We start from the raw sequence: 468 nt of genomic DNA, 5'->3' as shown, positions 1-468 counted from the left end.
GTGCAGAGGTATTGAGCGTAAAGGGCTCAAAACCGTAATCATAAGTGATTTGCGCGAATAAGCTGTCATCATCACGCTTGTTACTGTATTGGTCAACTTTACTCCCCACCGCGATATTGTAATTATAATTTCCGGGTTTTAATAAATTTGGCAGCACGGCGACGGGGAATCGCTGTTCTTTTACCGAACCATCCTCTTCATAAATTTTTAAGATAATGTCGCCAGAATATACGCCGGTCAGATCGTTAATCACAAAAGGACCCGGTGGAACCACGAACGACTTTAATGTGTATCCGCCTTGTTCGACAGTGACACGGGCATGTGTTCTGGCAATACCATTAATGACCGGAGCATAAGACTGCGAGTCCCAGGGATACATATCCTGATTAGACTTTAACTGCGCGCCATAAAAGGTAAAACCATCGTTCAGGGTATTGTAGGACTGGGTTTTACCGATAAGAATATCTG

1 protein-coding gene is annotated in these 468 nt (G+C 43.8%); it reads right to left on the bottom strand.

What is annotated here, in order from left to right:
• A partial coding sequence (locus tag KQJ19_RS23845; protein WP_216404295.1) for a fimbria/pilus outer membrane usher protein occupies positions 1-468 on the bottom strand: 468 nt, incomplete at both ends.

Source organism: Citrobacter sp. S46_ASV_140, assembly GCF_018919545.1.
Taxonomy (GTDB): domain Bacteria; phylum Pseudomonadota; class Gammaproteobacteria; order Enterobacterales; family Enterobacteriaceae; genus Citrobacter; species Citrobacter braakii.
The sequence above is the reverse complement of the archived record's forward strand: the minus strand, read 5'-3'. Positions and strand labels throughout refer to the sequence as shown.